The following is a 23,776-nucleotide window of genomic DNA, read 5'->3' as shown; positions in this document are numbered from 1 at the left end:
AAACAACGGCGTCACTTCATTACGATAGCGCAATCAGCGCGTCCTGCGCGATTGAAATGCCGACCGGTGTGCCACGCGCCAATTCCACGCGGCCCGCCACGTCGATCAGCAACGCGTCGGGAGCGGCGCCGCCCACCGTCAGCCGTGTTCGCTCGCCGAGAAACGCGGTGCTTTCGATATGGCCACGCAATTGCGCATGAGCCGGATCGGCAAGATAAGCGTCTTCGGGGCGGAAGAAAATTTCGTGCGCCGAATTCACGTGCACGTCGCCCGCGGGCAGCGGCACGGCGCCGCCGGTGGTCGTCAGCAGGCCGTCGCGCCGCTCGCCCGCGAGCCGGTTGATCGTGCCGACAAACTGCGCGACCGTCCGGTTGGCGGGGCGGTAATAGATCTCGCGCGGCGAGCCGATCTGCTCGATGCGCCCCGCGCTCATCACGACGATGCGGTCGCCCAGTTCCATTGCTTCGGCCTGATCGTGCGTGACGTACACGGTCGTAATGCCCAACTCGCGCAGCAACGTGTTCATCTCGCTGCGCAAGGTGTCGCGCAAGCGGGCGTCGAGGGCGGTGAGCGGTTCGTCGAGCAGCAGCACGCGCGGCTGCACGGCGAGCGCGCGTGCGAGCGCTACACGCTGGCGCTGCCCGCCGGAAAGCTGATCGATCGGCTTGTCGGCGTGAGCGGTGAGACGCATCATGCCGAGCAATTCGTCGACGCGTTGGCGGACAGTCTCGGCCGGCACGCGTTTGATCTTCAGGCCATAGCCGATGTTGCCGCGCACTGTCAGGTTCGGAAACAGCGCATAGCTCTGGAACACCATGCCGACCTGGCGCTTTTCGATCGGCAAGGCGGTGACGTCGTCGTCGCCGAACGCGATGCGGCCGCCGGCGTCCGGCGTTTCGAGCCCCGCGATCATGCGCAGCGTCGTGGTCTTGCCGCAGCCGGACGGCCCGAGCAATACCAGCGTTTCACCGGCGTCGATATGCAGATCGAGCGGCTCGAGCACGCGCGTGCCGCGAAACGTTTTCGCGCATTGCGTCAACGCGATGGGTACGGAGGCAAGTTTCATGGTTTGAGCGACTTAGAAGGAGAGACGGAGGCGCATTTTTTCGCCGCGCTGCGCTGGCCGGTCGCATCGACACCGAGCCATTGCATCGCGACGAGCAGTGGCATCGTCATGATGAAAAACAGAATCGTGTAGGCGCTGCCGATCTCGATGCGCAACGACGCATACGTGTCCGCGAGACCTACCGGCAGCGTTTTGGTATCGGGCGTGTGCAGCATCCACGTCAGATTGAATTCGCCGATGGAGAGCGTGAGCACCGCCAGCGCGCCGGCCACGATGCCGGGGCGCGCGTTGGGCAGCACGATCGTCACGAAGCGCTGCAGAAAGCTCGCGCCGAGACTCGCCGCGCCTTCTTCGAGCGTGCGCAGATCGCTGCTCGCGCACACGGCGGCGACCGCGCGCACCATGAAGGGCAGCGTGAACACCACATGGCCGACGACGATAAACGCCACGCTCATGCGGAACATCGTGAAGCCGCCGTAGACCACCAGCAGCGCGAGCGCCGACGCAAGGCCCGGCAGCGCGATTGGCAGCACCAGAAACTCTTCGATGATGCGCGACAGGCGCGTCTTGCTGCGCGCGAGCACGTAACCCGCCGGCACGCCGGTGAGCAGCGTGATGAGGAGGGTCGCCGCCGCCACTTCAAGCGAGAGGAATACCGAGCCGTGATATTGCGTCCACACTTCTTCGAGCCAGCGCAGCGTGAGTCCGCTCGATACGCCTTTGAAGTAGTTGACCGTCAGCCCCGCCATGATCGACATGACGACCGGCACGATCAGGAACGCGCATAGCAGCAGCGTCACGAGCCATTGGCCGGCTGCGAGCCACGTTCTGGCGGCCGGCAGGCGCGCACGCGAGCGCGGCTTCGTTGCCGGCTGTAGAGAAGCGGTGATGGAATTCATTGAGGTCCTGTCTTCCGGTCTGGCAGCGCCAGGTTTGAACATGCCGTTCATGCGCTTGCCGCCACGGCCGAACCGCTCACGCTGCGCGCCAACGCCAGCACGGCCCACGTCACCATGCCGAGCACGATCGAGAGGCCCGCGGCGGTCACCATGTTCGCGTTGAGGGTGAACTCGGTGTAGATGGTCATCGGCAGCACGTCGATGTCAGTGGCGAGCGTGAAGGCGGTGCCGAATGCGCCCATCGCGGTGGCGAAGCACACCGCGCCCGCCGCGATCAGACCAGGCGAGAGCGCGGGCAACACGATGTCGCGCGTGATGCGCCACGGCGACGCGCCGAGCGAGCGCGCGGCTTCTTCCAGCGATGCATCGAGCTTGGTCGCCGAGGCCATCACGGTGACGATCACGCGCGGAATCGAGAAGTACAGGTAGCCGAGAAAGAGGCCGCTCATCGAATAAGCGAATACCCAGCGGTCGCCCGTGAGTTTCAGCGAGAGCGCGCCGACCAGCCCCTGGCGCCCGGCGAGCATGATGACCATGAAGCCGACCACCACACCCGGAAACGCCAGCGGAAAGGTGAGCAGCGCGAGCAGCGTGCGCTTCAAAGGAAACTCGCGGCGCGCCAGCAGCAATCCCGCGATCACCGAGAGCACCAGCGTCGCCGCCGTGACCGCCGCGGACAACAGCACGGTCGCGCCGAGACTCGACATGTAGCGCGGATTCGTCAGCATCGCGCGATAGGTGGCGAACGCGTGGCCGTCGCCGCTCAACTGCGCGAGCGCGCCCATCGGCAACAGCCAGAAGGCGATGAATACCGCCAGCGCCGGCGCGATCAACGCGATGCGCCAGCGCAGCGGGAACGTGATGTCGTTCAATGCATCACCTGCAGATAACGCTCGCCGAAGCTCGACTGCTTCTCGGCCATCTTGCCGAAGTCCACCGGTTTGGCGCGCGCATAGTCGCTAGCCGGCAGGAATTTCGCGGCGGTGTCGGCCGTCATCGCGTTTGCGCGGACCGGGCGCAGATAGGCGTCGGCCCACAGCTTCTGGCCTTCGTCGGAGAGCACGAAATCGAGCACCTTCTTGCCGTTGGCCTCGTGCGGCGCGCCCTTCACCAGACTCATCACGTACGGGACGGAGATCGTGCCTTCCTTCGGAATCACGAACTCGACGTTCGCGTGATCCTTGTACTTCGCGCGGTAGGCGTCGAAATCGTAGTCGAGCAGGATCGGAATTTCGCCGGACATCACGCGCGCGTAGGCGGTCTGCTTCGGCACGATCGGCGCATTGGCCTTTAGCTTGCGAAACCAGTCGAGGCCCGGCTCGAAGTTATCGAGCGTGCCGCCGAGTGCCTGATTCACCGCCACCGCGCCCGCATAGCCGACGAACGCGCTCGACGGGTCGAGGTAGCCGATCATGCCTTTGTACTCGGGCTTGAGCAGGTCGGCCCAAGAGCGCGGCACGGGCTTGCCTTCGAGCGCGTCCTTATTGACGAAAAAGCCCAGCGTGCCCGAATGAATCGTGAACCAGTAGCCTTGCGGGTCCTTCATGTTGGCGGGAATGTCATCCCAATGCGCGGGCTTGTACGGCTGGATCACGCCCTTGTCCTTCGCCTGGAAAGCCGATGAGACGCCGAGGTACACCACGTCGGCGACCGGGCTCTTCTGTTCGGCCATGAGCTGAGCGATCGACTGGCCGGAATTCTTGTTGTCGAACGGCACGCGAATGCCGGTCTTCTGCTGGATCGCCTTGATCTGGCTCGCCCAGTCGGCCCATTCGGGCGGGCAGTTGTAGCAGATCGCGGTTTCGTCGGCATGCGCGAGCGAGGGTGCGGCCAGAGTCATGACAAGTGCCGAGGCGGCGAACGCGGCGCGCGCCAATTGACGCACTCGAACAAAAGCGGTGGAGGAACGGCGGGTCACAGCAATCTCCCAGAGATGGACAAGGTGGCTTAAGCGGTGGTGTCGAGTACGGGTGAACTGACGCAATACAGGTGGCGCGATGCGGGCTGCCGGACATCGCTTGTGTGCCGTGCTGTCTGGCGATGTAAACGTTTTCGTCGAGCGGATTATCGGGAACGTATGTGACGACGCTATGACGTGTGGCTTGCCGTTCGGGCGGCCGTTCTCCGGATACCGTTTGATCGGATCAGTTGATTCTTGACCTTATATCTGCGCCGCATTTTCTTGCGCCGGCTAATTCGCAGGGAAATCCCAATTCCGGTTTTCCGTGATTTTAGGAGTTCTCCGATGGGCGGTTAGCAGGGCGAAATTCACTATGAAATTGCCGCTTGTTACGCGGCATGACGGTAAAGCGGATTTAATTTCAGAAAACGGAGGCGTTGCGAAGCTGTTGTGTTTTTGTCCCGGTTTGTTCGAAGGTAATCTCAATTTTGATATTAGAGGCTTGTATGAAAACCAATCTATTGTTGGCCATGACTGCCGTGCTTTTATCTGTTTGCGCGCCTGCTCACGCAGCCACGGAATGTTATTTCGAGAAAACCCACGACGCTGTGGATTTGAACATCGACAATCTGGTGTTTGAGAACGTGGTTGCGCCCAAGTCCGGATACACCGCGATCAGCCCGGCCGGAGGCATGTCCATCACGCCCACCGACGACAACATCACCTCGAACTGCGATCTCGGGCAGGGCGGCCAGGCATTGAGGGCCAAGAATAACCGGCCGGCTTCGACGGACTATAAATATGTGTCCGTTACAGATGCCAGCGGCAATTCCCATCACGCTGTTTTGTATAGGACAACGGCGCAGGGAATATACTACACGGTTAAAATTACCAACGACGAATGCACCGATAATTCCGGATTTATTCCCCCTGATAACTCGTACGTTAAACTATATGACGTAGGTGATTCAAAGGAAAGGAAGTGCTTGAACGGGGCTAAGCATTTTACCTTTGGGGTTAAGTTTTATGTGAGCCCGGAGTATAAAGGTGCAAAAGGCACGTTCAGGTCCAACGAGACGATACATGGCAGCTTTAATATCTCTGGGGCGGTCGACGAAGTGGCCGTAAGGTCGGTGATATTCAATGCCACGTTGAAATAGTTTTTTCTTTCTGCCCGAGCCCGTGCCCATCTCGGTGTCCGGATGAGGTACGGCGCCTCGGGCTTCAGCAGTCGGGCTTCAGCAGTCACCAGCGAGCAATGCGCGGGCGTCTCATACAAACGGCCGCTCGGCATTTTCCGAGGCCCGCACCCGCGAGGGCTCGTTGCGGTTCGAAATCGCCGCGATGGTGGCGCCCTCGCGCAAGCTGTGCGGCAAGGTCAGCGTGAGCGATGTTTCATTCAAGGCTTCGTAACTGCCGGTGACGCGCGCCAGCAAACGCTCCCAGGCCGCACAGCCGATTTCCCGATTCGGCGCGCAGATGCTGGCAAGCGGCGGCGACAGCAGTTCGCCCATCGCGAGTCCGTCGAAGCCGAGAATCGACATGTCGTGAGGAATCTGCAGGCGCGCGCGGCGCAGGCCACGCATGACCACCATCGCCAGCAGATCGTTGCTGCAGAAGAGGGCACTGGGACGGTTCGCGCCGCTCGTCAGATGGGCGAGCACCGCGGGCGACAACTCCTCCGCGTTGAAATCGACCTCGAGCGCGGGCGCCGGCGTCAAGCCGGCTTGTTGCATGGCCTGCGAATAGCCGAGATGCCGCTGGCGGGCGCGGTCTGAGGCAGCCAGCGTGCCCGCCAGCATGAGAATACGGCGATGGCCGTGAGCGATCAGCATGCGCACGCCGTCGTAGGCCGCGAGACGGTTGTCGACGGCGACCGACGGACGGCGTACCGTGTCGTTATGCATCAGCACGTAGAGCAGGCCCGCGCGGTCGAGTTCGTCGAGCAGCGGGTGCGTGTCGGCATCGGCGACGGTCAGGATCAGTCCTTCCACGCGGTGTTCGCGGAGCGTCTCGATAGCGTGGCGTTCACGGTCGGCGTCGTACTGCGTGGTCATCAGCATGAGCCGGTAGCCTTGCGCCGAGGCGAGTTCGTCGATACCTTGCAGGCACTCGGCGAATACGGGATTGGCGAGCGTCGGCAGGATCACGCCGATCAGGCGCGTGCGTTCGCCGCGCAATTGGCGGCCAAGCGGGCTGGGGCGGAAGTTCAGCGCGTCGATGGACTGGCGCACTTTGTCGAGCGTGACCGGGTTGACGGTATGCGGCGCGTTGATCGCGCGCGATACCGTGGCGATGGAGAAACCGGCGTGGGCAGCGACATCTTTGATCGTCGGAGTCATGGGTTTCCGCTCGGGTCGTAAACGTTTTCGTGAGTTTCCGTGAGCGGATTATCGGCAACGTTTGTGACCCCCGGATGAATTCGGTTTTTGGGTTGTGCCGCGCCTGAAAATCGCGGTACGGGGCGGGTGCCGCGGCGGTTTGGTACGCCTGCCGCGAAATGGTAGAATTCGCGTCCACATGCGTTCTGGCCCCTGCCGGGGTGATGAAATTGGTAAACATAGCGGACTTAAAATCCGCCGCTTCACAGCTTGCCGGTTCAAGTCCGGTCCCCGGCACCAATCGTCCCGCCAAGGACTTGCGCGCTTTCAGCCGAACCCGGTTCAACCTGCGCGCAACCGGATCAGACGCCTTTCCTTCCCGCCGTATCTGAAATGCGCAGCCGCTCGCCCACGTGTTCGACGACGTGCGATGCTATGACGTAGTCAACCTGCGTGTCACACCAAGGCAACCCAACTCCAACGGAGAAATCGATGGGCAACGAAAAATCGAAGCGCGCACGCCGCGCAGCCGAAAGCCTTTTCGGGGATTTGCCGAGCGCCAGCAACACCCGGGCCAGCCGCCCCTCGAATCCCTTCGACGACGATCCATTTCAAAAGCCGGCCGGCACAACGCCGACTGGCGACGCCCTAGTCGTGCTGCCGGCCCAGTTCGAACTGCCGCCCGGTTACGAAGATGCGGCAGCCATGCGCGATGCGCTCGCCCGCATCTGGCGGATGGACTGGATCAAGGTCGGCAAGGACGAATGCGTGGTGCGCCTGCCGGTCGGCTGGCGCGCGGACAAATCAGTGGACGGTGTTCTGCGAATCGAATGCGCGGGCGTGGTTCGTGCGCAGGGCCGGATCGTGGAAGGCGCGATGCTGCAGATACTCCCGCGCTATTACCTGAAGGCGGAATTCCATGAGTCGAACGATCACTGCCGGATCGTCGTGCGGGACCGCGGCCGAAACAACGCTGTGTTGAAGGAATCGTTCTGGGACACGAGAAGCGGTCCGAACCATCCGCAGTGGAAGATTCTCTCCGACTGGCTGGACACGCAATACCCCGATCATCGCGACCCGCTGCGCTATTGGGACGATTGCGAAGACAATCGCCGCGCCGGTTGACCGAGCGCCGAGCCGAAGCATGTCCCACCTGAAATACCTCACCGGCTACCCAGCCGCGCTCCAGGAGAAGGTCAAACAGCTGATAGCCGAAGACCAACTCGGCGCGTACCTCGTCGCGCGCTACCCCAACACGCACGAGGTCCAAACGGACCGGGCGCTTTACGCGTATTGCGCGGACCTGAAACGCGAGCACCTGCGCAGCGCGGAGCAGATCGACAAGGTCACGTACGACAGCAAACTCGACGTGGTGCGCCATGCGCTAGGTCTGCATACGAGCATTTCCCGCGTGCAAGGCGGCAAGCTGAAGGCGAAGAAGGAAATCCGCATCGCGTCGCTGTTCAAATCTGCCGCGCCGGAATTTCTGAAAATGATCGTGGTGCACGAACTCGCTCATCTGAAGGAAAGCGATCACAACAAGGCGTTTTACCGCCTGTGCGAGTTCATGCAGCCGGGTTACCACCAGATCGAATTCGACTTGCGTCTCTATCTGACGCATCGGGAACTGGCGAAAAAGCAGACCTGACGATCCAGCGTCAGGTCTCATGCATCAAGTCGCAATCGCGTCGGCCGCGGAAGCCGTCAACAACACCGGAATCGATTTCGACGTCGGCGTTCCCGCGCCGTCGGCGACCGACGAGAGCGGCACCAGCGGATTCGTCTCCGGATAATAGGCACCGAGACAGCCGCGCGGAATGTCGTACTCCACGAGCAGAAAACCGTCCGCGTGACGCTCGATCCCATCGGCCCACACGCTCGTGATATCCACGCGTTGCCCCGCCTCGAACCCCAGCATCGCGAGATCGTGCCTGTTCGCGAACAGCACGCGACGCTGACCATACACACCGCGATAACGGTCGTCGAGGCCGTAAATCGTCGTGTTGTACTGATCGTGCGAGCGTGTCGTCATCAACGTCATCAGCCGCTCGCCATGTTGCTTGCGCGCCTGATGAATCGGCGTCGCCGTGTCGATCGCATGCACGAGGAACTGCGCCTTGCCGCTCGGCGTTTTCCAGATCCGCTCGCGTGAGGCCACGCCGAGATGAAAGCCGCCAGGGTTCTTCAGCCGCTCGTTGTAGTCCGTGAATCCCTCGATCACTTTGGCGATGCCGTCGCGAATCAGCGAATAGTCCGCTGCCTGCGCGAGCCAATCCACTTTCGCGCTGCCGAGCGTCGCATGCGCCATGCGCGCGACGATCGCGATCTCCGACAACAGATTCTCCGAAGCCGGTTTGTTCATGCCGTACGAGATATGCACCATGCTCATCGAGTCCTCGACGCTCACGCCTTGCGCGACACCGTTCTGCAAGTCGATCTCGGTGCGCCCGAGCGTCGGCAGAATCAGCGCGGCGCGCCCATGCACGAGGTGGCTGCGGTTCAGCTTGGTGGTGATGTGCACGGTGAGATCGCACGAACGCATGGCGTCCCACGTGCGCGGCGTGTCCGGCGTCGCAATCGAGAAATTGCCGCCGAGGCCGATAAATACTTTCACCCTGCCGTCGAGCATCGCCTGAATGGTGTTGACGACGTCGAGTCCGTGCTCGCGCGGCGGCTCGAAATCGTAGACTTCGCCGAGCCGGTCGAGGAACGCCTGCGTCGGCCGTTCCTCGATGCCGACCGTGCGGTCGCCCTGCACGTTCGAGTGGCCACGCACCGGGCACAGGCCCGCGCCGCGCCGGCCGATATTGCCGCGCATCATCATCAGGTTCGACAGGATCTGCACCGTCGGCACCGAGTTCTTGTGCTGCGTGAGGCCCATGCCCCACGTCGAAATCACGGCGCGTCCCTTCACGTAGATGTCGGCGAGCTTCAGCACGTCCTCGAACGGCACGCCTGCTTCGGCGACGATGGTGTCCCAGCTTTCCGCGCGCAGGTCGTCGGCGAACGCGTCGAAACCCACGGTGTGCCCGGCGATAAAAGCGATGTCGAGCACGCGTTCGAGACCCGAGATCAATGCTTCGTCGTCGAGTTCGATCACGCGCTTGGCGACGCCCTTGATCAGCGCGAAGTCGCCGCCGACTTTCGGGCGAATAAACACGGAGCTGATCTTCGTGCTGCCCATCGTCAGCATTTCCACCGGATGCTGCGGGCTCGCAAAGCGTTCGAGGCCGCGCTCCTTGAGCGGATTGATCGATACGATGGTCGCGCCGCGTTTGGCGCACTCGCGCAACTCTCCGAGCATCCGCGGATGGTTGGTGGCCGGATTCTGGCCGAAGATCAGGAGCGTATCGGCGTGTTCGAAGTCGTCGAGCGTGACCGTGCCTTTACCGATGCCGACCGTATGCGGCAAGCCGCGGCTGGTCGCCTCGTGGCACATGTTCGAGCAGTCGGGGAAGTTGTTGGTGCCGTACATGCGCACGAACAACTGGTAGAGGAACGCGGCTTCGTTGCTCGCGCGTCCCGAGGTGTAGAAGGCGGCGCGGTCCGGATCGTCGAGCCGCTTCAGGTGCGCGGCGATCAGCTCGAACGCCTGGTCCCAGCCGATCGGCACATACCGGTCGCGCAGCGCGTCGTAGACGAGCGGGTCGGTCAGGCGGCCGTGCTGTTCGAGTTCGAAGTCCGATTGCGCCATCAGTTCGGTGACCGTGTGCTGCTCGAAGAATGCGGGCGTCACGCGCTTGCTGGTCGCTTCCGCGGCCACGGCTTTCACGCCGTTCTCGCAGAACTCGAAGGTGGACGCGTGCTCGCGATCCGGCCACGCGCAGCCCGGGCAGTCGAAGCCGTTCGGCTGATTCTGCTTGAGCAGCATGCGGTAGTCGCCGCCCGTCACCTTTTCCTTGATGAGATTGATGGCGACGTACTTGAGGGCGCCCCAGCCGGCGGCGGGGTGCGTGTACGGTTCGATGCGAGCTTCGGGTTTCTTCATGAGGGTGCCGCGGTGTCGGGCCTGAACGCGCCTGGAGAGGCTGATAGGTGCAAGCCTACTGTGTTCCAAAAAGTGCGCAGCATACAGAAATTTGGAAAGGTGAGGGATACAGTGGGCGGGTTTTTGTCATAGACTGACGCTCCCACTCATGTCTTTGCTCGATCCAGCCCCTTGAACCTGTACGAAAAACTCGCCGACGAAATCACGGAAGCCGTGCGCCGCGGTGTATTCGCGGCCGGCGAGCGGATTCTCTCCGTGCGGCAGGCAAGCCAGCAACACGGCGTCAGCATCAAGACGGTGTTGCACGCTTACGCGTTGCTGGAAAACCGGGGGATTGTCGAGACGCGCCCGCAGTCGGGCTATTTCGTGCGCGACGCCGCGGCGCTGTCGGCGGCGCTCGACGCGCCGCAGCCCGGCCGCCCGCGGCCGCCGCAAGCGCCACAGACACCGCCGGTCGCGGCGACCGTGGACGTGAGCCGCCTCGTGCTGTCGACCTTGCGCAGCATCCGCGCGCACGACGCCGTGCCGTTCGGCTCGCCGTATCCGGATCCGTCGCTGTTCCCGTGGCGGCGCATCAACCAGTATGCGAACGCGATCGCGCGACGCCAGGCGAGCTGGAATCTGATCGACGACCTGCCGCCCGGCAATCCGGAACTGATCCGGCAGATCGCCCGGCGCTACGCCGAAAACGGCGTGCCGGTCGATCCCGGCGAGATCGTCATCACGCTCGGCGCGACCGAAGCGATCAACCTGAGCCTGCAGGCGGTCGCGAAACCGGGCGACACCGTCGCGGTCGAGTCGCCCACCTATTACGCGATGCTGCACGCCATCGAGCGGCTGGGCATGCGCGCGATCGAGGTGACGACGCATCCGGTTCATGGCATCGACATCGAGGCGCTCGCGCAGGTGATCGCCGAGCAGAAAATCGCAGCGTGCATGGTGATGCCGAACTTCCAGAATCCGCTCGGCTTCCGCATGCCCGATACGCGCAAGCGGCAACTGGTGGAACTGCTCGCCGCGCACGAGATTCCCGTGATCGAGAACGACGTCTATCAGGAGCTGTACTTCGGCGAGACGCGTCCGTCGACCTTGAAGAACTTCGACACGAAAGGGCTGGTGTTGCATTGCGCGTCGTTTTCGAAGAGCCTGACCGCGTCGTACCGGATCGGCTGGGCGCTGCCGGGACGCTATCGCGCGCAGGTCGAGAAGCTGAAGTTTCTCAACACGCTGACCACGCCGTCGGTGCCGCAAGTCGCGGTCGCCGACTATTTGCGGCAGGACGGCTACGACCGCCACTTGCGGCACGTGCGCAAGGTCTACCGGCAGCAGGCGAGCATCATGATGGCGATGGTGCAGCGGTTTTTTCCGGCGGGCACGCGCATGTCGACGCCGCAAGGCGGCTATGTGCTGTGGGTCGAGTTGCCGGACAGCGTCGATTCGATGCGGCTTTACCAGGCGGCGCTCGCGCGCGGCATCACCGTTGGGCCTGGCACGATGTTTTCGACGCGCAACGATTTTCGCCACTTTATCCGGCTCAACTACAGCTATCCGTGGACGGCGCAGACCGAAGCGGCGTTGAAGACGCTCGGCGAACTGGTCACGCAGATGGCGTAAGGACAAGGAGACTCACCATGGAAGACGACGAACTCGATCCGGTGCTCGCCGCCGTGCTGACGCAACTCTGGCGCGCGCATCGGGAAACGCCGGGCGGCGCGTGGTCGCTCGCCAAACTGTCGAAGCAGGCCGGCGTGCCGATGAGCGGCCTGCGGCGGCATTTAACGGCGCTGGTCGACGGTGGTCTGGTGCTCACCACCTTCAGCGAGGAAGGCACCGGCACGGCGCGCCTGAGCGAACTCGGCGAAACGCTGTGCGGCGAGTTGTTCGGCGACGGTGAGGCACCTGATGAAGATCAGCCAGACCCGCCGCCGAAACTTCACTGAGGCGTCGTCCGGTCACCAAAATACGGGTTTCGTTATGGGCGGGATAACGAATAATAATTTTGCCGCTGAAATTGACCTTCGAATATGGCCCCCTATGCTGGAGCCTTGCCCGGGTTATCCCGAGCGCTGGGGCAGGCACCTTCAACCATCTTCGGAGAATTCATGAAAACAACGCTGGCGCGAGCGCTGCATCATTCACTGCGCATCAAAACCGTCCGAACCGTACTCGCGGCAACGCTTGGCGCGACGCTGGCATTCAGCGCCGCCGGGGCGGCCGCCGCCACCACGCAGCCGATCGGCATCGCCTTCGTCTATCTCGGCAATCCGGGCGACGCCGGCTGGACCTACGCTCACGAGCAGGGCGTGAAGGAAGTCGAGGCGAAGTTCGGCGACAAGGTCAAAGTGACGCGCGTGGAGAACGTGCCGGAGTCGGCGGATTCGGAGCGCGTGTTCCGCGACCTGGCGTCCAAGGGCAACAAGATCGTGGTGGGCTCGAGTTTCGGCTTCCAGGATTTCGAACTGAAAGTGGCCAAGGACTTCCCGGACACCGTGTTCGAGCATGCGACCGGCTACAAGAAGGCGGCCAACTTCGCCACCTACGACGTACGCACCTATCAAAGCGCATACCTGGCCGGCCTCGTCGCGGGCTATACGACCAAGTCGAACACGCTCGGTTTTGTCGGCTCGGTGCCGGTGCCTGAAGTGGTGCGCAACATCAATGCATTCACGATGGGTGCGCGTTCGGTCAATCCAAAGGCGCGCGTGAAAGTGGTGTGGATCAATAGCTGGTTCGATCCGGGCCGCGAAAAGCAGGCCGCCGAAACGCTGATCGGCCAGGGCGCCGACGTGCTGATCCAGAACACCGATTCGACGGCGACGATGCAGACCGCCGAGCAGAAGAAGGTGCATGCGTTCGGCTGGGACTCGAATATGAAGAAGTTCGGGCCGAATGCGCAACTGGGTGCGTGCGTGAGCAACTGGGGCGTGTACTACACGCATCTGGTGGAGCAGGTGATGTCGGGCACATGGAACAACTCGCCGGTGTGGTGGGGGCTGAAAGAGAAGGCGATCGACCTCGCCGACATCAACACTGAAGCCGTGTCGCCGACCGCGCAGAAAGCCTTGAGCCAGAAGCGCGACGACATCATCTCCGGCAAGTTCAATCCGTTTGCCGGACCGATCATGGATCAGTCCGGCGCGGTGAAGGTGGCCGCCGGCAAGTCGCTGAGCGATCCGGAACTGCTGCGTTTGAACTGGTTCGTAGAGGGCGTGGACGGTACGCTGCCGAAGTAATAATTTGCTTCGCAAATCTAACTATTATTCAAGGAGATCGCCCGTGAGTCTGACCGTCTCGAGCGGGGCCGCCGCTGCGGCCTCGAACTATCCGCCGCAGGGTTTGACGCCCACGCACGAGCAGATCGTGCGGCATCTGCAGCATTCGAGCCGGGTGGCCGAACGGGCGACGCTGCTAGGGCACCATCCGTTCGGCGCGGTGCTGGTCGGCCCGGACCAGGAGACGGTGCTGATGGAGCAGGGCAACGTCGATACGGTGAATCACGCCGAGTCGGTGCTCGCGCGCGTGGCCGCGTTGAACTTCACGCCGGAGTATTTGTGGAGTTGCACGCTGTACACATCGGTCGAACCGTGCTGCATGTGCGCCGGGACGATGTATTGGGCCAACATCGGCCGGGTCGTGTTCGGCATGACCGAAAAGCGCTTGCTGGAAGCGACCGGCGATCACGCCGAAAATCCCACCATGAGCGTGGATTGCCGGTATGTCTTCGATCATTGCCAGAAACCGGTGGAGGTGATCGGGCCGGTCCCCGAGGTGGAAGCCGAGGTGATGGAGGTTCAGCGCAGATTCTGGAGCGGTCGGTAGCGGCGGTTTCTTCCTTCCTGGCTTTTTCCCTTCTCCCGAGCGGCGTTTTTCGCGGTTCCGGGAGAAGGGCGTCTTGCCTTGTCGCTGGCGGCGTGTCCAGGCATAGCGAGCACCTCGGTGCTCGCCTTCCTGCTCGCCATCTCGCCTGCTCGCGTAAGCCGCACGCCTGTATCGCCGCGTTGGCGCGGCAGGTATGCGCAACAGCCTTCCTAGTTCGCGACGTCCGTCTGCAGTTCCGCCGGCGCCAGTGTGGCCACGCCGCAAAACCAGCCGCCGTCATGCGGCTTGTGTTTCCATTGACTGCCGTTCTCCGTGAGCACGGCTGAGCACTGCTCGTTCACTACGATCCCTGGATTCGCCGCCGTACACTGAAGCATCGCCATGCCGGTGGATTGCTCGGGAGCCACGACGGGCCTGCTGCGCGAGTCCGGTTCGTCCGGTGAGGCAAACGGCTGCGGCGTCCCCGCTTGCAGGCTTTCTATCAGCTGCTGCAGTTCTTCGATGCGCGTTGCGTACCACGTCCCCAGACACGCCGAGTCACGGCAATTCGCTTCCCGCCATGCCCACTTGCTATCGCTGTCGGTGAGAAAGGCGCGCCGGTTGGCGACTCGCCGCCGGGCTTTCCAGTACAGTTGCCCGAGGGTGTCGTCGAGCTTCGAGAGCGCGGGGTCGTGGCAAATCATCTTCTCGGTCAGCGAGCGCCCCTTATTGCAGTCGAAGCTCGCGGCATGGGCGAGCGGATGCGTGAGCATGAGCGCGGCGATCAGAAGCGGACGGAGGAGGTTCATCGCAGTCCCGGCAGTGCATGGCTTTTTCATGGAAGCGATGATCGGTCGGATTGCCGAAACATGGACGCCGGAAAAACGCGTGACTTCGACCGGGTGGTTACCAAATCTTGCCAGGCGAAGACGCCGCAAGAATCGATTGAGGATCGACTGAACGCTTTCAGGCACGCGCCGTGCAACGTCCTTACAGGTAGCTGGCATCGCGCGGCAACGCGATGAGTTGTGCAAGAAGAAACAATATTCATAACGCATCAGCAGAGGCGTGCCGGCGGCGGACCGCGGACGCTGAATCGGGAGAAAGAATGAAACAACACCTCGTTCGATGTCTTTATGCGGCGGCCGGCGTGCTGGCATTGCCCGCCGTGGCGTGCGCACAGTCGCAGGCGTACACGAATGGCACGGTCAACGTGCGCGCGGGCCCGGCCTCCGACTACCCGGTCGTGACGCAACTGCCGGGCGGTGTGCCGGTGAGCGTGATGGGGTGTATCAGTAACTATGAATGGTGTGATATCGCCGCGCCCAATCTGCGCGGCTGGGTCTATGCGGGGCGGCTCAGCTATCCGTATCAGGGCGCCAATGTGCCTGTGATGAACTACGGTACGGTGATCGGCCTGCCCATCGTGACGTTCTCGATTGGCACGTATTGGGGCGATTACTATCGCGGACGACCTTGGTACGGCCAGCAATCGCGCTGGGCGCATCATCCGCCGCCGCCTCCGCCGCGTCCTGACGCCGGACGGCCACCCGGAGGTCGTCCACCGGGCGGTCCGCCGCCGGGGCACGGAGGTGGCAGGCCGCAGGGTGGACCGCCGCCGGGACACGACGGAGGAAGGCCGCAGGGCGGCCCACCGTCGGGGCATGACGGGGGAAGGCCGCAGGGTGGACCGCCGCCGGGACATGACGGGGGAAGGCCGCAGGGTGGACCGCCGTCGGGGCATGACGAGGGAAGGCCGCAGGGTGGACCGCCGTCCGGGCATGACGGGGGAAGGCCGCAGGGCGGTCCGCCGCCGGGGAACGCGGGCGGCCATCCGCCTCAAGGTGGCGGAGGTGGTGGCGGTCGGCCGCCGGGCGGCGGAAACGGTGGGCATGGCGGCGGAAACGGCGGCGGAGAAAAGGGCGGCGGCGGGGGCCGCCCACCGGACCAGCACGGCTGATCGCAACCACGCGGCCGACAAATATCAAAAAGTCACCAAAAAAGCCGCCGCGACAGGCTATTGCTTGATTCGGGTTCCAGGGTTCCGCCAGGCGGTGTCGGAACCCCGCCTGCGGAACCCGAACAGAATGCCGTCATCTCGTCCCGGCAACTGAACCCTTCGATCCGGTGATTGACAGTCGAGATCAAGCGGGCATTACGCGATGCGCGAAGAATAAAATTCGCGACCCTCGCGTAAACCCCGGTGTGCCGCGTACACTAAACTGCCGATGTCGGGTTAGGGGGCGCACAAATGACTTGCGAAGCGACATCAGAAAACAAGACGGGAGCCGCGCCTGAAGGCATTCGCTACTGTGCGAATCTGGCCGAAGGCGTGCTCGCGTCCGAGCGCACGGTGTTGCGATTGATTACGCAGAACACACCGCTGCCGGAATTGCTCGACGAAGTATGCCGCCGCGCGGAAGCGCTGCTGGGGGAAGGTGCGTCCTGTTCGATCCTGTTGCTCGACGCCGACGGCGTGCACGCCAGGGTCGGCGGCGCGCCTTCGCTGCCCAGGCACTACAGCGCGGCCATTGACGGCGTGATGATCGGGCCACAGGTGGGCTCATGCGGGACTGCGATGTTCGAGCGGCGTCTCGTCGCCGTCGACGATATCGAAACCGATCCGCTGTGGGCCGACTACCGGCACCTCGCGTTGCCGATCGGCCTGCGGTCCTGCTGGTCGGTGCACTTTGAAAACGATTCCGGCGTGGTGCTCGGCGCATTCGCGGTGTATTACCGCACGTCGCGCCGTCCCAGTGCCGAAGAAGAAGCGATGCTGCGCGACATCGGCCGCAGCGTTGGTCTGGCCGTGCATCAGGACGCCATGGCGCAGCGGCTCGCGCACAGCGAGGAGCATCACCGTCTGGTGGTCCATCACCTGATCGAAGGGATCGTCGTGCAGTCGCGCGCAGGCGTGGTGTTGGCCTGCAACCCGAGCGCGCAGCGGATTTTGCGCGCAACGCCGGAGCTCGTCGGCCGCAGTATCCAGTCGGTGATGGTGCGCGCGTATCACGAGGACGGCTCGCTCGTCACCGAGGCCGCGCGCCCGACCGCTCAGGTGCTCGCCACCGGCAAACCCGTGCTGGGTGTCACGATCGGCGTGGAGCTGATTGGCGGCGACGTCGTCTGGATCACCGAGAACGTGGTGCCGATCATCAAGCCGGGCGATACGGAGCCCAGCTCGGTGTTGATCTCGTTTACCGACATCGGACCCGTGCGCGAAGCGCAACGGCAACTCAAATTCCTCGCCACTCGCGATTCGCTCACCGGCCTCTACAACCGCGCGTACCTCACCGAGCGGCTGCGCGATCTGTTCTCGCTCGACACCGCGTCCGGCGTCGGCGAACTGGCGAGCGTCGCCGTGCTGTTCGTCGACCTGGACGGCTTCAAGAAGGTCAACGACACCGCGGGTCACGAGGCCGGCGACTCCCTGCTTTGCAGCGTGGCGCAACGGCTCTCGGCGTGTATCTCGCCGGAGGACACGCTCGCGCGGGTGGGCGGCGACGAATTCGTGATCGTGGTCAGCGCGTATGAGAACACCGGGCAGCTGATCGGCCTCGCGCGGCGCATCCTCGACATGATCGCGGAGCCGTTCGCGGTGGCGGACAACGAGTACTACCTGGGCGCGTCGATCGGCATCAGCCGCTTTCCCGAGGACGGCCAGGATGTGGCCACGCTGATGCGCAACGCCGATTCGGCCATGTATCACGCCAAACAGCGCGGCCGCAACAACTTCCAGTTCTTCACCGCCGAGCTGAATCAGCAGTTGCAACGGCGCTTCACGATCGAGCAATCGCTGCGGCGCGCGCTCGCTTCCAACGAACTGAGCCTCGTGTACCAGCCGATCGTCGATAGCCGCGACGGCCGCACGATCGGCGCGGAAGCGCTGCTGCGCTGGTACAACAGCGAACTGGGCAACGTGTCGCCGGGGGAATTCATCCCCGTCGCCGAAGATGCGGGCCTGATCGGCGAGATCGGCAACTTCGTGCTGGCGCGGGCCTGCGAGCAGGTGGCGCAATGGCGGCGCACGCTGGCGCCGGAACTGATCGTCGCGGTGAACCTGTCGCCCCGGCAGTTCAACGACGGCCTGGTGGAGCGCATCCAGCGCTGCCTGATGCAATCCGGGCTCGAGCCGTCGGCGCTGGAACTGGAAATCACCGAACGGCTGCTGATGAGCGACAGCGAAACCGTGTTGCCCATGCTGAGCACGCTGAACGACATGGGCGTGCGCATTTCCGTCGACGATTTCGGCACCGGTTATTCGTCGCTGTCTTATCTGAAGCGCTTTCCGCTGCATAACCTGAAGATCGACCGCTCGTTCGTCGCCGGCTTGCCGGATCATCGCGATTCGATTGCGATTACGCAGGCCGTGGTGGCGATGGCGCACTCGCTCGGCATGAACGTTACCGCCGAAGGGGTGGAGACCGCCGAACAGGCGGCGTTCCTGCGCGCGATCCATTGCGACAAGCAGCAGGGCTATTTTTACAGCCGCCCGGTCGGGGCCAGTGCGTACGCGCGTAGTTTGTGGGACGCGCAGGTCGGTCTGGTCGACGCTTCCTGAGCGCGCCGGCGCTTACGCGCGCAAGCCTGTGCGCCTTGCCAGGCTTGGCGGCGCGGGATTTCGTCGTGCGCTGCCGCTTGCGGCCGGATTCGATTGTTCGGTTTGACAAACAAGTGCCTTCGCGTTAGCGGTATTTATCCGCGAAGGCCACCTCCCTACAATCCTCCCATCGAAACGTGAATAGAGCGAAGCCGAAGCGGCGCCGCTCGACGGGAGTTGTCATGCCAGCTTTGATCAGGAACCAGCTTTACCGGCCGTCGGTGCTTTTGCCGATGGTCGCCCTCATGCAGGTGATGGTGTCGCAGGATTTCAACCTGGGCCAGGTCGGCTGGGTCGTGGCGTCACGTGGCGCGCAGGCCGCGCTGCAACGCTCGCGTGAATTGATCTGCGCCGTGCATTGCCACGACTAAGCCTCGCGGCTTTGCGGACGGTGAGAAGCAATAGTGCGGAACAGTTGGCATTCGAATGACAATTAGTCTGTGATCAGCAACCACCGGCAACCGGCAACGCAGCATGGCGATTCGAGAGGCTGAGGGTAAGATGCTACGACATGCATCCCAGCTTCCGGAGAGTTGCCATGTCACAGCACTTCGATGCAGTCGTGATCGGTACGGGACAAGGCGGCGCGCCGCTTGCCGTGCGTCTCGGTCAAAGCGGCCGTAAAACCGCGGTCATCGAGCGCGGGGCCTTTGGCGGCACGTGCGTGAACGTCGGCTGCACCCCGACCAAATCCTACGTCGCCAGTGCTCGCGCGGCGCATGTCGCGCGCCATTGCGCGGAACTCGGCGTGCAACTGAGCGGCGCGGTCAGCGTCGATCTGGCGGCCGTCAAGGCGCGCAAGGACAGGATCATCGGGCAGTCGCGCGACGGCGTCGAGAAATGGCTGCGCGGCGCGAAGAACGTGAGCGTGTTCAAAGGCCATGCGCGCTTTACCGGACCTCATGCGCTTTCGGTTAGCGGACCGGACGGCAAGCTGCTCGACGAGCTCAGCGCCGACGAAATCTTCATCAACACAGGCACGCGCGCCGTCGTGCCGCCGCTCCACGGTCTCGAGCGGATTCCGTACTACACGAACTCCAATCTGCTCGAACTGACGGAATTGCCGGGTCATCTGGTGATTGTCGGCGCGAGCTATATCGCGCTCGAATTCGCGCAGATCTTTCGCCGCTTTGGCAGCCGCGTGACCGTGCTGGTGCGCGGCGAACGCGTGCTCACCCGCGAGGACGCCGACTTCGCCGAATCCGTGCAGAAGGTGCTCGCCCGCGAGGGTGTCGAGTTTCACTTCGGCGTGCAGCCTTCGCGAGTCGAGCCGCATCCGCATCACCCGAACGAAGTGTGTATCGGCTTCGAGCAGAACATTCCGGCGCTCGAAGCGTCGCATCTGCTGTTCGCCACCGGCCGTGAGCCGAATACCGACGACCTCGGCCTCGCGGCCGCCGGCATCACGACGGACAAGCACGGCACGATTCCCGTGGACGGCCAGTTGCGCACCAACGTGCCGGGCGTGTGGGCGATCGGCGACGTCAACGGGCGTGGCGCTTTTACCCACACTTCCTACGACGACTTTCAGATCGTCGCGGCCAATCTGCTCGACGGCGGCGCGCGCACCGTGGACACACGCATCATGGCGTATGCGGTGTTCGTCGATCCGCCGCTTGCGCGCGTCGGCGCTTCGGAGGCCGAGGTGCGCAAAGCGGGCCGCGATGCGCTGATCGCCACCATGCCGATGTCGCGCGTGGGCCGTGCGCGCGAACGCGGCGAGACCGATGGCTTCATGAAGGTGATGGTCGACGCGCAGAGCAAGCAGATTCTCGGGGCGGCCATTCACGGCATTGAAGGCGATGAGGCGATTCATACCTTCATCGACATCATGACGGCGGGCGCGCCGTATCCGACTTTGCAGTACGCCATGCATATTCATCCGACCATCAGCGAACTGGTGCCGACCTTGCTCGACGGGCTCAAGCCCATGAAGTGAGCGGTACGCACAAGCGGAGCAGCCACGATGAAGCGTGCGATCCGAAGCGGCAATCTGTTCGACCCCGGTGCGTCGGCGGGCGGGAGCGAGGGCGAAGGAGAGGGCGAGCAGGTCGACGCCCTGGTGGAACAGGGCGGCGTGAGCATCGAGCGGATCGTCTCGATGGGGCACGCCAGCCCGCCGGGCTTCTGGTACGACAGTCCTCGCGCCGAGTTTGTCGTGCTGCTGAGCGGCGCGGCCACGCTCGAATTCGAAGGCGAGGCCGAGCCGCTTTCGATGAAGCCCGGCGATCACGTGCTGATCGAAGCGCATTGCCGGCATCGGGTAGCATGGACAAGCGACCGGGAGCCCAGCGTGTGGCTCGCCGTCTACTACCCGGACGACGCTTCGCGCTGAACACGGCACGCGGGTCGAACCCGGCCGGATCGACAAATCGTTACGGCTTCGCGGATAATCGGCAGCGGCGCGGGTCGCCCGCGGAGTGCGGGCCGCCTTGGCGCGCAACCGCATTCAACACCATCATCAGGAATCCAATCCATGGGCAAAGGACGTGTCGAAGCCTTCAGCGATGGCGTGATCGCCATCATCATCACGATCATGGTGCTCGAGTTGAAGGTGCCGGAAGGCTTCGATCTCGCGGCGCTGCGCCCGGTGCTCCCCGTGTTCTGCGCATATGTGCTGAGTTTCATCTACGTGGGCATCTACTGGAACAATCATCATCACATGTTCCATGCCGTGCAGAAGGTCAACGGCGCGGTGCTGTGGGCGAACCTCCATCTGCTGTTCTGGCTGTCGCTGCTGCCCGCCGTCACGCACTGGGTCGGCGAAAACCATCTCGCCTCCTGGCCGACCGCGATGTACGGCGTGGTGCTGTTCATGTCGGCGATCGCCTATTTCATCCTCATGCGCGTGCTGATTCGCGAGCACGGCGAGGATTCGACTCTCGCGAAAGCGGTCGGCAATGACTTCAAGGGCAAGGTTTCGGTCGTGATCTATCTCACGGGTATCGCGCTGGCGTTCGTCGTGCCGTGGGGTTCGGCGGCGCTGTATACGCTCGCCGCCGCGTGGTGGCTGGTGCCGGATCGCCGTATCGAACACGTGATGGAAGCGTGAGCGCGCATCAGGTGAGCGCGCTGCTGGCCGCGGCCGCGCGGCCGCGCAGCCAGTTGATGCTCGCGAAGAGCAGCACGGCGAATACGATCAGCATCGTCGCCACGGCGAGAATCGAGGGGTCGATCGAGTCGCGAATGCCGCTCCACATCTGTCGCGGTACGGTGGTTTGATCCGGGCCGCCAATGAACAGAATCACGATCACTTCATCGAACGAGGTCGCGAAGGCGAACACGCTGCCGGTTGCGACCGCCGGCATGATGAGCGGCAGCGTGACGCGCCGGAACGTGACCCAGGGCGCCGCGCCGAGCCCGGAAGCGGCGCGCAACAAACTCTGATCGAACGACAGCAGCGACGCGGTCACGGTGATCACGACAAACGGCGTGCCGAGCGCCGCGTGCGCCAGCACCACGCCGGGATACGAGTTCACGAGGCCGAGCGGCGCGAAGATCAGATAGAAGCCCGCCGCGACCACGACGATCGGCACGATCATCGGCGAAATGATGATCGGCATGATCAGCGAGCGCAGCGGAAACTGAGCGCGCGAAAGACCCAGCGCGGCGAGCGTGCCGAGACACGTGGCGATCAACGTGGACGCCGCGCCGATGCCGATGCTGTTCAGGAGCGAGCGTTGCCAGTCCGCGCTCGTGAGCGCCTGCTCATACCAGCGGAACGAGAAGCCCTGCATCGGGTACGAGAAGTACGAACCCGAATTGAATGAGAGCGGGATGATGGCGAGAATCGGCGCAATCAGAAAGAAAAGCACGAGCGCCGTGTGTACTCGCACCCAGCGTGTGGCGATGCGTTCCGTCAGCACCTTGTTGCGTTTGTCTTGCATGTCGTTCCTTCGTCGTGTGCGCGTGTTCGACCGGGCTTAACCAAAGCGCAAGCGGTCGATACCGACGATGCGGTTGAACAGGAAATAGAAGATCGCCGTGAAAATCACCAGATAGGCCGAGAGTGCGCCGGCGAGTCCCCAGTTGAGCTGCGTGTTGGTCTGGATCGCAATGAGCTGGCTGATCATCTCGTCGCCTGCGCCGCCGAGCAGCGCGGGTGTGATGTAGTAACCGAGCGCGAGCACGAACACGAGGAAGCAGCCGGCGCCCACGCCTGGCAGCGTCTGCGGTATGTAGACCCGCACGAACGCGGTGAACGGATGCGCGCCGAGCGATTGCGCCGCGCGCACGTAGACGGGCGACACGCTTTTCATCACCGAATAGATCGCGAGAATCATGTAGGGCAGCAGCACGTGCGTCATGCCGATGAGCACGCCGGTGCGGTTGAAGATGAGTGGCAGCGGATGCGTGGCGAGGCCCAGACCCATCAGCAGGCTGTTGATGACGCCGCCCGGCTGCAGCAGCACGTACCACGCGGTGGTGCGCACGAGCAGCGAGGTCCAGAACGGCACGATCACGAAGAGCATCAGGCGGTTGCTGCTTTTCGCGGGCAGGTTCGCGAGCAGCCATGCCACCGGATAGCCGAGCACGAGGCACAGCAGCGTGACCGTGGCGCTGATCGAGATCGTGCGCAAGAAGGCCTGCCGATAAATCGAGGCGTTGTCCGGCACGAACGCGACCGAACCTTGTGGCGTGACTTGCGCGTCGACGGCGGCGAGCAGATAGTCGGGCGTCGGCGACGCGGCGGCGCGCTTGAGCAGGCGCCAGGTTTCCGGCGAATTCCAGCGTTCGTCGAGTTCGACGAGCGCCGGTTTCCACGCGGGCGGCGCATCGGCGGGAAGTTGGCGCGCGGTGCGCATCAGCAGGCTGCGGAACTCGGCCTGCTCGAAGTTCAGCCGGCGCGCGACAGTGCCGAGTTGGCCGCTCTGCTGCGCTTCTTTGAGGCCCGCAGCGAGCAGGGCGAAGGTATGTTCGTCCGGCACGCCGCGGCCGTCCCACGCATCGAGTGCGCGGGTCAATGCGGGCATGCTGCTGGACATTTCATGGTTCTGCACGCTGCGCGCGAGCAGCAGCGCGATCGGCGCGATGAACGTCGACACGAGGAACACGATGAGCGGCAGCGCGAGCAGCAAAGCCCGCACCGATGCGCGGCGACGCGCTTTCTGAAATGAAGCGCCGCCGTCGGCTCTCGTCGGAGAGCCCAGGGATGAGGCGCGGGCCGGGGCGGGCATGCTGGTAGTCAAGTTGGGCTCTCGTCG

General features: G+C 63.5%; 22 protein-coding genes and 1 tRNA gene. 14 read left to right on the top strand and 9 right to left on the bottom strand.

Going from position 1 to position 23,776, the window contains the following annotated elements; translation table 11 throughout:
- Positions 1–19 precede the first annotated feature (19 nt).
- From P0D68_RS29915 to P0D68_RS29900, 4 genes are read right to left on the bottom strand one after another with little or no spacing between them, the layout of a single operon-like run.
- Positions 20–1,066 (bottom strand): ABC transporter ATP-binding protein, encoded by a 1,047-nt coding sequence (locus P0D68_RS29915; protein WP_408300614.1) that lies wholly within the window; start codon positions 1,064–1,066, stop codon positions 20–22.
- Entirely contained in the window at positions 1,063–1,965 is a 903-nt protein-coding gene (locus P0D68_RS29910; protein ID WP_408300617.1) for an ABC transporter permease, read from the bottom strand. The genes P0D68_RS29915 and P0D68_RS29910 overlap by 4 nt, the downstream gene beginning before the upstream one ends.
- 47 nt (positions 1,966–2,012) lie before the next feature.
- On the bottom strand, positions 2,013–2,837 hold the full coding sequence (locus tag P0D68_RS29905) for an ABC transporter permease (RefSeq protein ID WP_091792795.1): 825 nt from the start codon (positions 2,835–2,837) through the stop codon (positions 2,013–2,015).
- Positions 2,834–3,883 (bottom strand): ABC transporter substrate-binding protein, encoded by a 1,050-nt coding sequence (locus P0D68_RS29900; RefSeq protein WP_091792796.1) that lies wholly within the window; start codon positions 3,881–3,883, stop codon positions 2,834–2,836. Before P0D68_RS29900 ends, P0D68_RS29905 begins: the two co-directional genes overlap by 4 nt.
- Positions 3,884–4,371: 488 nt before the next feature.
- On the opposite strand from P0D68_RS29900, the gene P0D68_RS29895 reads away from it, so the two are divergent.
- Complete coding sequence (locus P0D68_RS29895; protein ID WP_408300620.1) at positions 4,372–5,025, top strand: hypothetical protein; 654 nt, start codon at positions 4,372–4,374, stop codon at positions 5,023–5,025.
- 111 nt (positions 5,026–5,136) lie between these two features.
- Here P0D68_RS29895 and P0D68_RS29890 read toward each other — a convergent pair whose 3' ends face one another.
- On the bottom strand, positions 5,137–6,207 hold the full coding sequence (locus P0D68_RS29890) for a LacI family DNA-binding transcriptional regulator (RefSeq protein WP_408300622.1): 1,071 nt from the start codon (positions 6,205–6,207) through the stop codon (positions 5,137–5,139).
- 194 nt (positions 6,208–6,401) lie between these two features.
- Between P0D68_RS29890 and P0D68_RS29885 the strand changes: the two genes are divergently transcribed.
- The 3 genes from P0D68_RS29885 to P0D68_RS29875 all read left to right on the top strand — a co-directional run bounded on the left by P0D68_RS29885 (position 6,402) and on the right by P0D68_RS29875 (position 7,834).
- Positions 6,402–6,486 (top strand) — tRNA-Leu (locus tag P0D68_RS29885).
- 192 nt (positions 6,487–6,678) lie between these two features.
- Complete coding sequence (locus P0D68_RS29880) at positions 6,679–7,311, top strand: hypothetical protein (protein ID WP_091792799.1); 633 nt, start codon at positions 6,679–6,681, stop codon at positions 7,309–7,311.
- A gap of 19 nt (positions 7,312–7,330) precedes the next feature.
- Positions 7,331–7,834, top strand: coding sequence for a M48 metallopeptidase family protein (locus tag P0D68_RS29875; RefSeq protein ID WP_091792800.1), 504 nt, complete (start codon positions 7,331–7,333; stop codon positions 7,832–7,834).
- A gap of 24 nt (positions 7,835–7,858) precedes the next feature.
- Here the strand turns inward: P0D68_RS29875 and P0D68_RS29870 are convergent, their stop codons facing one another.
- Complete coding sequence (locus tag P0D68_RS29870; protein ID WP_408300625.1) at positions 7,859–10,174, bottom strand: FdhF/YdeP family oxidoreductase; 2,316 nt, start codon at positions 10,172–10,174, stop codon at positions 7,859–7,861.
- A 171-nt stretch (positions 10,175–10,345) separates the two neighbouring features.
- Here P0D68_RS29870 and P0D68_RS29865 point away from each other — a divergent pair, with 171 nt between their 5' ends.
- The 4 genes from P0D68_RS29865 (at position 10,346) to P0D68_RS29850 (ending at position 13,993) form a co-directional block, all read left to right on the top strand.
- Positions 10,346–11,788, top strand: a complete 1,443-nt coding sequence (locus tag P0D68_RS29865; RefSeq protein ID WP_408300627.1) for an aminotransferase-like domain-containing protein — start codon at positions 10,346–10,348, stop codon at positions 11,786–11,788.
- Between the two features lie 17 nt (positions 11,789–11,805).
- Positions 11,806–12,114, top strand: a complete 309-nt coding sequence (locus P0D68_RS29860) for a helix-turn-helix domain-containing protein (protein WP_408300629.1) — start codon at positions 11,806–11,808, stop codon at positions 12,112–12,114.
- Between the two features lie 162 nt (positions 12,115–12,276).
- Positions 12,277–13,407 carry a BMP family ABC transporter substrate-binding protein gene (locus P0D68_RS29855; RefSeq protein WP_091792804.1) on the top strand — a complete coding sequence of 377 codons (1,131 nt, stop codon included), beginning with the start codon at positions 12,277–12,279 and terminating at the stop codon, positions 13,405–13,407.
- Between the two features lie 43 nt (positions 13,408–13,450).
- Positions 13,451–13,993: a nucleoside deaminase gene (locus P0D68_RS29850; RefSeq protein WP_177204951.1), complete on the top strand. Its 543-nt coding sequence runs from the start codon at positions 13,451–13,453 to the stop codon at positions 13,991–13,993.
- A gap of 209 nt (positions 13,994–14,202) precedes the next feature.
- Here P0D68_RS29850 and P0D68_RS29845 read toward each other — a convergent pair whose 3' ends face one another.
- Complete coding sequence (locus tag P0D68_RS29845; RefSeq protein WP_408300631.1) at positions 14,203–14,781, bottom strand: lysozyme inhibitor LprI family protein; 579 nt, start codon at positions 14,779–14,781, stop codon at positions 14,203–14,205.
- A 299-nt stretch (positions 14,782–15,080) separates the two neighbouring features.
- Between P0D68_RS29845 and P0D68_RS29840 the strand changes: the two genes are divergently transcribed.
- The 6 genes from P0D68_RS29840 to P0D68_RS29815 all read left to right on the top strand — a co-directional run bounded on the left by P0D68_RS29840 (position 15,081) and on the right by P0D68_RS29815 (position 21,624).
- Entirely contained in the window at positions 15,081–15,932 is an 852-nt protein-coding gene (locus P0D68_RS29840) for an SH3 domain-containing protein (RefSeq protein WP_408300633.1), read from the top strand.
- Positions 15,933–16,223: 291 nt separating this feature from the next.
- The gene (locus P0D68_RS29835; protein WP_408300635.1) at positions 16,224–18,533 is read left to right on the top strand and encodes a putative bifunctional diguanylate cyclase/phosphodiesterase; all 2,310 of its coding nucleotides are present in this window, start codon (positions 16,224–16,226) and stop codon (positions 18,531–18,533) included.
- A gap of 221 nt (positions 18,534–18,754) precedes the next feature.
- Positions 18,755–18,943, top strand: coding sequence for a hypothetical protein (locus tag P0D68_RS29830; RefSeq protein WP_091792808.1), 189 nt, complete (start codon positions 18,755–18,757; stop codon positions 18,941–18,943).
- A 167-nt stretch (positions 18,944–19,110) separates the two neighbouring features.
- A complete protein-coding gene (locus tag P0D68_RS29825; RefSeq protein WP_408300637.1) occupies positions 19,111–20,511 on the top strand; it encodes an FAD-containing oxidoreductase in 1,401 nt (466 codons plus the stop codon).
- A 27-nt stretch (positions 20,512–20,538) separates the two neighbouring features.
- Entirely contained in the window at positions 20,539–20,907 is a 369-nt protein-coding gene (locus P0D68_RS29820) for a cupin domain-containing protein (protein WP_408300639.1), read from the top strand.
- Between the two features lie 141 nt (positions 20,908–21,048).
- Positions 21,049–21,624: a TMEM175 family protein gene (locus P0D68_RS29815; protein ID WP_408300641.1), complete on the top strand. Its 576-nt coding sequence runs from the start codon at positions 21,049–21,051 to the stop codon at positions 21,622–21,624.
- Between the two features lie 7 nt (positions 21,625–21,631).
- Here P0D68_RS29815 and P0D68_RS29810 read toward each other — a convergent pair whose 3' ends face one another.
- Together P0D68_RS29810 and P0D68_RS29805 are read right to left on the bottom strand one after the other, a co-directional pair.
- Entirely contained in the window at positions 21,632–22,459 is an 828-nt protein-coding gene (locus P0D68_RS29810) for an ABC transporter permease (RefSeq protein WP_408184578.1), read from the bottom strand.
- Between the two features lie 36 nt (positions 22,460–22,495).
- On the bottom strand, positions 22,496–23,749 hold the full coding sequence (locus P0D68_RS29805) for an ABC transporter permease subunit (RefSeq protein ID WP_408300688.1): 1,254 nt from the start codon (positions 23,747–23,749) through the stop codon (positions 22,496–22,498).
- Positions 23,750–23,776 lie beyond the last annotated feature (27 nt).

It is taken from the genome of Paraburkholderia sp. RL17-380-BIE-A, assembly GCF_046028085.1.
In the GTDB taxonomy this organism is placed as follows: domain Bacteria; phylum Pseudomonadota; class Gammaproteobacteria; order Burkholderiales; family Burkholderiaceae; genus Paraburkholderia.
This window is presented reverse-complemented; position numbering and strand designations above follow the sequence as displayed.